7 protein-coding genes and 2 pseudogenes are annotated in these 9,079 nt (G+C 70.3%); 5 read left to right on the forward strand and 4 right to left on the reverse strand.

Annotated features, from left to right (window positions below; all coding sequences use genetic code 11):
- Nucleotides 1-13: 13 nt before the first annotated feature.
- A pseudogene (locus ACGFYQ_RS39225) lies at nucleotides 14-298 on the forward strand (helix-turn-helix domain-containing protein); the annotation flags it as partial.
- Here the strand turns inward: ACGFYQ_RS39225 and ACGFYQ_RS39230 are convergent.
- The 3 genes and pseudogenes from ACGFYQ_RS39230 to ACGFYQ_RS39240 form a co-directional block, all read right to left on the reverse strand.
- A pseudogene (locus ACGFYQ_RS39230) lies at nucleotides 293-532 on the reverse strand (site-specific integrase); the annotation flags it as partial. The pseudogenes ACGFYQ_RS39225 and ACGFYQ_RS39230 sit on opposite strands and share 6 nt — an antisense overlap.
- Before the next feature lie 700 nt (nucleotides 533-1,232).
- Nucleotides 1,233-1,757 carry a hypothetical protein gene (locus tag ACGFYQ_RS39235; RefSeq protein ID WP_393751712.1) on the reverse strand — a complete coding sequence of 175 codons (525 nt, stop codon included), beginning with the start codon at nucleotides 1,755-1,757 and terminating at the stop codon, nucleotides 1,233-1,235.
- Between the two features lie 533 nt (nucleotides 1,758-2,290).
- Entirely contained in the window at nucleotides 2,291-3,130 is an 840-nt protein-coding gene (locus ACGFYQ_RS39240; RefSeq protein ID WP_393751714.1) for a hypothetical protein, read from the reverse strand.
- A 487-nt stretch (nucleotides 3,131-3,617) separates the two neighbouring features.
- Between ACGFYQ_RS39240 and ACGFYQ_RS39245 the strand changes: the two genes are divergently transcribed.
- On the forward strand, nucleotides 3,618-4,025 hold the full coding sequence (locus tag ACGFYQ_RS39245) for a hypothetical protein (RefSeq protein WP_393751716.1): 408 nt from the start codon (nucleotides 3,618-3,620) through the stop codon (nucleotides 4,023-4,025).
- 134 nt (nucleotides 4,026-4,159) lie between these two features.
- Here the strand turns inward: ACGFYQ_RS39245 and ACGFYQ_RS39250 are convergent, their stop codons facing one another.
- Entirely contained in the window at nucleotides 4,160-4,891 is a 732-nt protein-coding gene (locus ACGFYQ_RS39250) for a ricin-type beta-trefoil lectin domain protein (RefSeq protein WP_393751718.1), read from the reverse strand.
- A 253-nt stretch (nucleotides 4,892-5,144) separates the two neighbouring features.
- Between ACGFYQ_RS39250 and ACGFYQ_RS39255 the strand changes: the two genes are divergently transcribed.
- From ACGFYQ_RS39255 to ACGFYQ_RS39265, 3 genes are all read left to right on the forward strand, one after another.
- Nucleotides 5,145-6,923, forward strand: coding sequence for a hypothetical protein (locus ACGFYQ_RS39255; RefSeq protein WP_393751720.1), 1,779 nt, complete (start codon nucleotides 5,145-5,147; stop codon nucleotides 6,921-6,923).
- A gap of 290 nt (nucleotides 6,924-7,213) precedes the next feature.
- Complete coding sequence (locus ACGFYQ_RS39260; RefSeq protein ID WP_393751722.1) at nucleotides 7,214-8,317, forward strand: UDP-glucose dehydrogenase family protein; 1,104 nt, start codon at nucleotides 7,214-7,216, stop codon at nucleotides 8,315-8,317.
- A gap of 65 nt (nucleotides 8,318-8,382) precedes the next feature.
- Nucleotides 8,383-8,865 (forward strand): GNAT family N-acetyltransferase, encoded by a 483-nt coding sequence (locus ACGFYQ_RS39265; protein WP_393751724.1) that lies wholly within the window; start codon nucleotides 8,383-8,385, stop codon nucleotides 8,863-8,865.
- Nucleotides 8,866-9,079 lie beyond the last annotated feature (214 nt).

Below are 9,079 nucleotides of genomic sequence, written 5' to 3' on the forward strand. Positions count from 1 at the left end.
GGAAGCGTTGCGGCTGCGGGCGGTGGCTGCGCTCGTGGAGGGCTGGGACCGCGACGAGGTGGCGGCGGTGTTCAAGGTCTCGCTGAAGGCGGTGGATGGCTGGTGGGTGAAGTGGCAGGCCGGCGGCCGTGATGCTCTGACCGCTCGCCCGCGGGGCAAACGCGTGGGGGAGCATCAGGTGTTGTCCGAGGCCGAGCAAGCGGCCCTGCGCCAGGCGGTACTGGATCACCGCCCTTGTGAGCTGGGGCTTTCAGGGCAGCTGTGGACGCGTGGCCAGATCGGCGCTCTGATCACGAAGCCGGCGGAGTCCGGCCCGATCGAGGAAGCTGCGGAAGCGGCGGGTGAGGTTGGCAGAGTCGAGAGGCCGGCCAGTCGGCGTGGTGAAGACGAGCCCGCTGTCGCTCCAGTCCGACCCTGCTGTCTATCGCTCCTTGTCCTGCCGTCCCCTGAGCTCCTTGAGGGAGTGGAGGCATTCGGTCGGGAGGGCGATACGGCGTTCGGACGCCCGGGTCTTGGTGGGCAAGTGGGTGAGGATGTGAGCCGCGCCGAGCACGCCAAGTAGACACCAGAAGCCTCGCCCGAACCCGCATGCGTAAGCCATCGCACCAGACCAGCAACCCCAGCCGAGTACTCAGCCAACCCGGCCTTCGACTGGGGCCGGAGTTCCAGCAGCTGGTCAGGCCCTGGACGACGGCGTCCCAGTCCTTCTCCAGGCCGGTGGCGAAAGAGTGGAGGCCGGGAAGCTCCTCGGCTTGCACGCTGACGACCCAGTCCTTCAGGTGCTGGCCGGTGCGGGTGGAGAGGATTTCGGCGAAGCTGCGGAAGAGGCGGTGGGCTGCCGCGAATTCCGGGCAACGGGTGAGAACTTCGGTCACGCGACCTGGACCGCCTGCGGGGCGCCGATGCGGGCGCCTTGTGCTGGCACGCTGCGGTCAGTCGGACGACGCCATCAAGGGTTCTCGCCACGATGTGCACCACCTGGCGCTCTGTGAACACCCGCTCGACCAGAATCGCGTTGAAGTGCGGGAAACAGCACCACTATGAGGTCATCACACCACACCAAGGTCCCAGATGACGCGACGTCACCGTGGCGAAACCTCGTTGATCGTCCTCGCGGAAGGTGTGCCAGAACACGATCCTCACCAATAGAGCCAGCGGTAGTTGCCTCATCGCCGTGAGAGGGCCGCCGACCCGCTGGACGGCGTGGCCGCCCAGGGTCGCTCTCGCTGTGTCTATTCGTCATCCTCGGGTTCGGATTCCCGAACAAACCAGAGGTCAAGGATGTACTGCTCCGCATCCGGACACTGTTTCCATGACGCGCCGATCCGCTCCGGGCACCACTGTTCTTCAGCGGCACGCCGGAGTGTCGTTTCGTAGTAGGCGGCGGTTGCGTCCCGACCGTTCCAGGCGACGTGTCCCTCGTAGACGCCGGGGCGTGGCAGGGTCATTTCGCCTGCCGGCCCGTAGGTGAGCTGGTTGACGACGAGGAGGCCTGTCTCCGACTCCAGGGATACCGCTGTGGTGCCTTCGGCTTCTGTCGGGGGCTGTTGTGGGGCGTCCCAGATCCTGATGACGACATCTACTTCGATGTCGGGCTGGAGACTGTGCAGGTAGAGGTGGTAGCCGTTTCCGGCCACCACCTGGGTCCTTGACTGTTTCAGTGCCTCGTCGTCGCCGATGTACGCGTCGGAGTCGTAGACCTCCACGATCCTGCGGTCTGGCTGGGCGGCGGTGCTGTACTCGGCGATGAGAGGCATCGATGGTCTCCGTCGGGGTCAGGGAGTGATCTTCACGTAGAAGGCGTCGCCGTCAAGGATGCGGTTGAGGGTGAACATGTCGTTGAGGCGGCGGCCGCCTGTCTCGTTGTCGGTTCCCTCGATGAGCCGGGCGGAGTAGCGGTCGCCCGGGGCGGCGGCGCCTCCTGTGGGTGTGTCTTCGGGCCCGGCGGGGTGCCACTCCCCGCCGGGGGTGCAGGGGCGGGGCTGCTGGCCCCACCCCCACGTACCGCTGCTCGTTCAGGGCCAGCAAGGGCAGCGAGGCGTTCCAGAAGGGCCTTCAGGCCCTCGCGCAGTACGTTGCGCGGGAGGGCGCCCTGCCGGGGCGCGCCGTCGTCCAGGTGCTGCCCGATGGAGCCGAGCACCGCACCGGGATCTGGTATGGGAATCTCAAGGCCCGCCGATAGCGGCTCAACCCCGCCCAGCTCGCAGCCCTCGCCGACCTCGGAGTGGAGTGGACCCGATAGCGCTGCCCGGGCGCCAGCGATGTCCGTACTCGCCCCCGCTCCGGGGGATCAGCGAAACGTGTTACGGCGACGCCGGACCAGGAGGCAGGTCGCCACGCCTGCGGCAGCCAGAGCCGCGGCGCCGAGCAGCCGCGGGGCCACTTGCCCCGTGGCCGCTTTCGCTGCCTCGTCCTGGCAGGTGCGGCGGGCCGCGTCATCGGTCCGGGCCACTCGGTAGCGGGCCCAGACGTCGTCCCTGCCCACCCAGCGGACCTCGTACAGTCCGGGCTCGGCATCACAGCGGATCACCGCCCTCGCCGTCACGACCGCCTTGGTCCCGCGCATGACAGGCTTGCTGGTGAAGCCCGGGGAGGTGATGGGTTGGTCGTACCCTTGCACCATGACGGTGGGGGTCACCTTTTCGCCTGGCTGGAACGTCCGTACGTCCCAGGGCGACTGTGGCCAGGAGTCACCCGCCGGCCAGCGCTCCTCAGGCTGATCCGGGGGAAGGGCCGCGACTTTCCCGGGACAGGCCCTGCGTTCAGCCTCGCCGACGTCCGCGACATTGACGGTCACCCATGCGTCGCCTTTGGCAGTCTTGGCGGGCCCGCCGGGCCCGGTCCGCTCGACCGGGTACACGCCCGGCGGGGTGTCACAGGCCACGGTCGCCACGGCGGTGATGACCGGATCGTTCATCCTCAGCGTCCCGTGCTCAATGAAGATCTCGGAGACCACCCAGTCTCCGTTCCTACCCGGCAGGTACGAAGCCACCGTGAACGTGAGCCGCTCACCGGGGCGCGCCGACAACTGCGCCCCCTCGGGCGTCGGGGCAGGCGGATCCACGGCCGGCGCCGCGAAGGCACCGCCCGCCACGGCCGGTAACAGCAGCAGCGCCAGCACGGCGGTCACACCCATCCTCGTCCTCATCGCACCCATTCGCCCTCTTTCAGATCCGTTGACGATCTCCCATACCCCTCCACAGCCTGCCCTCTCATCGAACTAACGGACCATTACAGCGGGGTAATCCGGCAGTTCGCGAACGACGACGGCCGCCAGCCCTCGACGGGATGCCCGGCGAGCAGGGCGATGAACCGGGTGACACCGGCAATACGCGCGCTCCCCGGTCGGGGCGCGGTACAGGTGGTGGAACGTCGCCGAGGTGCCCCTGCCAGCCGGCGGGGGCACCTCGTGCGGTCAGGTGCTGTCCAGAGCGCCTGGGACACCTGCCCTCGTCCGCACACTCCTGTCGGCACGGCGTGATCTTGAGCGTAGCGCGCAGGCCGCCCGCCAACGGGCTCAATGCGGGAATCATCACGACTACCAGCGCGTACCGCCCGGCTCCTGGGACCGTGGCCTCACCAGGCTCGGGTGGAAGGGGCCCGGGTGGCATGCTCTGGTGATCAGTGCTGACGCGATGCTCGCCTCCCGCCACGTCGGACTCTCCATCCACGGCCCCGGCTGCCTGCGGGCCGTAACGGCATACGCGCTGGTCATCCCGGTCTCTGCGCTCATCGGCATGGCGCTCGGCGCCGTCCTGAGACACGCCACGGCCTCAATCGTCGCCGTCGTTGGGACGCTCTTCGTCCTGCCCATGCTCTTCGGTGGCGAGAGGTACCGGCTCTTGAAGGAGATCGGCAACCACCTGCCGCTGGCCGCGCAGGCCCGGCTGTCGCTGAACCCCGACGGCCACACCAGCCTGGGCGAATATCCGGCCACGATCACGGGCTCCTGGACCGCGCTCGCGGCATGGGCGCTCCTCTCGGTGGCCGTCGCCGTGATAGTCGTGCGGCGACGGGATGTCTGAGCCCGGCTCAGCGGGCGGCCTCCGCCACGGCACCAACCCCGCACCGGCCATGACCCGGACCCGCGCGTCACACCGTCGCAGACGGCACGGCCCCTGGCGGGTCGCCAGGGGCCGTGCTCAGCGGGCCGGCGAGGTCAGAGGCCGAGGGCCGCGCCGCGCCACTGCTGGTAGGGGCGGTCCGCCGAGCAGTCCCAGATGACCAGGCGGGTGAGGGTCCAGTAGCTGACCACGTCCACGCACTTGCCGGAGTGGACGCTGCGCAGCTTGCCGCCGGGAAGCAGCTCGAACTGCTGGTTGGCGGCGCCGTGACAGCTGTTCAGGCCGAGGGCCGAGCCGTTCTCGGTCTTGGCGTACTGGACGTCCATGCAGCGCCCCATGGAGCGGACGGTCTTGTCGGCCTCGAGCTTCCAGACCTGGTTTGCACCGCCGTGGCACTTGTAGAGCTGGATGAGGGCGCCGTCCTTCGTGCTGCCGTCCTTGACGTCCACGCACTTGCCGTTGGGCACGGCGACGATCGGGCCGGACCCCTCGGGCGGCGGCGGGGTGCAGGAGATCTTCAGCAGCACCTGGTAGTAGTCACCGGAGATCCAGATGCGCTCCGGGCCCAGGGTGACCCTGCAGAGGTGGGACGGGTACCCCGCCGCAGCGGCCTGGCTGTAGGCCGAGTCGTACGCCGCCGGCTCGGCGATGTTGAGGGGGCCCCAGCCCTCGCCGGTGAAGCTCCTGGGGGTGGTGGGCACCTCGGTGAGGGCGGCCTGAGTGGATCCGGACTGCGAGAGGGCGGCGGCAGCGGCCCCGGAGGGCATCACGAACAGCGCAGCGAGCATGGCCATGAGACCGGCCGCGAGCGTGCGGGCCAACTTCATCGTTGGTTCCTTCCAGTGGTGAAAACAAAGCCGACGGATGAGGCGCACCTGACAAATCACCGCCGGAGGGAGCGGTCCCCGTCCGGCTTTCGGCGAGGACGACGCTACCGCCGCGACGGCCTGCGGCAGTCTCACGAGAGTCTCAACCCACCTGGCACACAAGGAATCTGAGTGATCGCCGGACACCCCGGCGGTCGGCTGGGTATCGTCCTGCCGCTGCCGAGGTGAAGATCATGAGGGGTTCGGGTGCGGAATGAGTGAAATCGGCGGGTCGCGGTCGGCCGTCCTGGAGGAATTGCGGGCTGCCGTGGCCGCCCATCCGCTGGTCAACCTCGCGGGCCCGCTGGGTGTCGGGAAGTCGCGGCTCGCGGCGGCGCTGCAGCCGGCACTGACGGTCGATCTGGACCGGCCCCACGCGGTCGGCACACTGCGCCAGGCACAGGCCTCCCCCCTCGACCGGCTGCTGGTGGTCGACAGCGTCGACGGCCCCCGCAGGCTGGCGGCCGTTCGCGAGGCGCTGGGCGCGGCCGCGAACCTCCTGGTGGTGAGCCGCCGTCCGGTGCTCGCCGATGCCGGTTGGGCGCACTCGGGCGCCGTCACCGTGACCGTGCCGCCGCTGCCGGACGGCGAGCTCACGGCCGGGATGGAGACCGCCGAGGGCCGCGACCTCGCCCTGCGGCTGGGGGGCGGCCTGCCGCTGCTCGCACAGGCCGTGGGCCGGGCGCTGCGGGCCGGAATGCCGCCGTCCGCGCCGGGCGCGGTGGCGGACCACGTCGCCACCGAGATCCTCGAACGGCTCGGGAAGGAGCTCCCGGGGCGACGCCCGCAGCACACGCTCCGGCTGCTCGCCACCGTCTGGAACGCCGACGAGAAGCTGCTGACCGGCGGCCCCGAGCTGTTCACGGCGCTGGCCGAACTCAGCATCGTCGCCCGGGGACGGCTGGGACTGGGGCTCGCCGAGCCGTTCCGCCACGTAATCGAACTCGCCTACCGGTGGCGCCAGCCACAGGCGCACGAGGCCGTCCGCACCCGCGCCGCCAGGTATCGACTCGCTCTCCTGGACCGTGCCGAGGACCCTGCCGAACGGGGCGAGCTCGTGGAGCAGGGGATCTTCCTGACCGGCGATCCGCTGATGCGGCAGGAGCTCTTCCCCGCGGCGGAGCGCTCATCGCTGTTCCGTACGGCCGCGGACACGGACGCCGGCGCCATCGGTCGGCTGATGCGCGAGTGGGCCGTGTCTAGTGGGTTCGACCCGCGCCGAGCGGACCGCCTGGCCGAGCGCTGGGCTGCCGACGACATCTCCGCCTTCCACCTGGCCCGCGACGCGGATGGCAGGCCCGTCGGCCTGGCGAGCCTGCTGCCGATCGGCGAGCGCACCATGGGCTCGGCCGAACCGTTGCTCCAGCAGCACAGCGACGAGCTCGCCGCCGGCGGTCTCTTCCTCGGCGCGGCGTACTGCCCGGACCCCGCCGTGCACGCCCAGCTGCTGCGCCACATCCTCCGGCAGGCCGTCGGCACCGGGCGCCTGGTCGTCTCCACGGCGAGCCCCGGCTACCAGACCCTGCTGGGCGGCCTGGAGTTCCGCAAGCACGGCGGAATCGGCGAGGACGTCTATCGCTGCGGCCGCCCACCCGAAGTCTTCAGCAACGACTTCGCCCCCAACGCCCTGCCCCGCTGGCTCGCGCGGCTCGCCGGGGGTCCCGTCCGGGACGTAACCGCGCACCTCGCCAAGGCCCTGAGCCGGATCCGGGACCCCCAGTTCCTGGCGGAGAGCCCCCTGCTCGCCCTCCCCCGGACCCCGACGGTGGAAAGCCTGCGCGGCTGGCTGTACGACGCGGTGCACGGCCTAGCGCTCAGCGCGGACGACGCCGAGGCCGAGGCCGGCCGGATCCTGCAGGCGTACTACTTCGGCCGGGCCAGCACCCACCACCAGGTGGCCCGCGGCCTCCACCTCAGCCGCGCCACCTATTTCCGCCGCCTGCGGCACGGGCTGGACACGCTCGGGGCCCGGCTTCAGTCCCCCGTCCCGTAGCGATCGCCGTACCGGGCGCCGAGGCGCCGCCGCCATCCACCGACGGGTGCGGGTGGAGCGGGGCCGTCACACCGCCCGTACCCGGTAGATCAGGTGGGTCACGCGCGGGGAATGCACCGTGCGTACGGGGTTCGAGGATGAGGTGGGATTGACGCCGTCGAGGAGGCGGTCGGCCCTGCGGAACGGTGGAAGGTGCCCGGCGTGTCTCCTTATCCCGGTCGCACTCGTCGTCGGAGACGTCAGGGACGGCGGCAAGCTCGGCCGGCTCCGGCGTGATCGCGGTGCCGCACTTGGAACAGAGGACGACGGTCATCACCCCGCCGCCCCCCATCGATGCCGACGGCCGCTCGTACGACTCCGGGCAGGTCTACGGCGCCATCCGCCAACTCTCTCCCCCCCACCTCGACCGGGCGTGCACGATCGTCGGGAAGTCCACCGTCACCGTCGGCACCACTGTTCAGGTCACCGCCCTCGCCCAGCGCCTGGCTCCCGCAGGCGAGCGCGTCGACGTCGTGTGGAACCCGGAGTTCCTCCGGGAGGGACACGCGGTGGAAGACACGCTCCGACCCGACCGCATCATCGCCGGCCTCACCACTGCCGAGGCCGAGAAAGCGATCCGCGCCGTCTACGCCCCCATCCTGGACGAAGGCGTCCCCCTGTTCGTCACCGACCCGCAGACCGCTGAACTCGCCAAGGGCGCGGCTAACACCTTTCTCGGCCTGAAGATTTCCTACATCAACGCCGTCGCCGACATGTGCGACGCAGCGGGCGGCGACATCTCCCAGATCGTGGAGATCCTCGGCATCGACCCCCGAATCGGCAGCGGCGGCATGCGGCCCGGCATCGGCTACGGCGGCGGCTGCCTCCCCAAGGACGTCCGCGCCTTCACCGCCTCCGCACGCCAGCTCGGCGCCGAACAGGCCGCGACCCTCCTGCGCGCCGCCGAGAAGATCAACGAGAACCGCACGGACGTCGCCATGGACCTCATCCGCCGCGCCCTGGGCGACCGCCCCGTCAAGAACGCCAAGATCACCGTGTGGGGCGCCGCGTTCAAGCCCGGCACCAACGACGTCAGGGAGAGCCCGGCGCTCGCGCTCGCCCATGCCCTGCAGCAGGCCGGCGGCACCGTCACCGTTCACGACCCGCAGGCCGTGGCCACCGCAGTGACCCGCAACCCGGAGCTGGAATACACCGACGACCTGGCTGTGTCCGTCGACGGAGCCGACCTCGTCGTCCTGGCCACCGAATGGCCGGAGTACCAGCAGGCGGACCCCCAGGACCTGGCGGTTCGCCCGGCCAACCCCCTGATCGTCGACTGCCGCACCACCCTCGACCCGGAGCCCTGGCGCGTGGCCGGCTGGACCTCCCACCAGCTCGGACGTCCCGGGAAGTAGTACCAGGCCCACACGAAACCCCCGCACCACGCCATCAGCCCTTGGATCGCCGGAGGTACCGCGCTATGACCAATGACGACGTTGTTCTCCGTCGTGCCAGCGACACCGACGCGCGCGCCGCGGCCGATGTGTGGCTGCGTTCCTTTGCCGCCGCGCTGCCGACCGTGCGCTGCGCACACGACGAAGCAGAAGTACGCGACTGGTTCGCACGCGTGCTCGTGCCGCAGTACGAGACCTGGGTCGCGGTCACCGGGAGCAACGTGGTGGGGCTCCTGGTGCTCAACGGCTGGGAGCTGAAACAGCTCTACCTCGACCCCGCGTGGCGCGGCCGGGGCCTCGGCGACCAGTTCATGGCCCTCGCCAAGAAGCAGCGGCCGGATGGGCTTACCCTGTGGACGTTCCAGGTCAACGAAGCGGCGCACCGGTTCTACGAGCGACACGGCTTCATCGCGGTCCAGCGAACGGACGGCCTGCGCAACGACGAGCGCGAGCCGGACCCTTCCCGGCACCCGCCCCGGCCCCGTCCAGGCTCGGTGGCGAGGAGATGACCACCAGCGGGCACCTGGACGTCCGACGGCAAAACGACGCCTCACACACCCAGTGCAAACAACCGACGCCACACACTGAGCAACACCCGTCGCCCATCAGCCAACCGCACTCGCATCGGCTGGGAGCTGAAACAGCTCTACCTCGACCCCGCGTGGCGCGGCCGGGGCCTCGGCGACCAGTTCATGGCCCTCGCCAAGAAGCAGCGGCCGGATG

Source organism: Streptomyces sp. NPDC048258 (genome assembly GCF_043201995.1).
In the GTDB taxonomy this organism is placed as follows: domain Bacteria; phylum Actinomycetota; class Actinomycetes; order Streptomycetales; family Streptomycetaceae; genus Streptomyces.

Bases quoted from the DNA above. Each gene is read 5' to 3' on its own strand.
- ACGFYQ_RS39265 (WP_393751724.1), top strand. From the start codon at position 8,383: ATGACCAATGACGACGTTGTTCTCCGTCGTGCCAGCGACACCGACGCG.
- ACGFYQ_RS39250 (WP_393751718.1), bottom strand. From the start codon at position 4,891: ATGAAGTTGGCCCGCACGCTCGCGGCCGGTCTCATGGCCATGCTCGCT.
- ACGFYQ_RS39235 (WP_393751712.1), bottom strand. From the start codon at position 1,757: ATGCCTCTCATCGCCGAGTACAGCACCGCCGCCCAGCCAGACCGCAGG.
- ACGFYQ_RS39255 (WP_393751720.1), top strand. From the start codon at position 5,145: ATGAGTGAAATCGGCGGGTCGCGGTCGGCCGTCCTGGAGGAATTGCGG.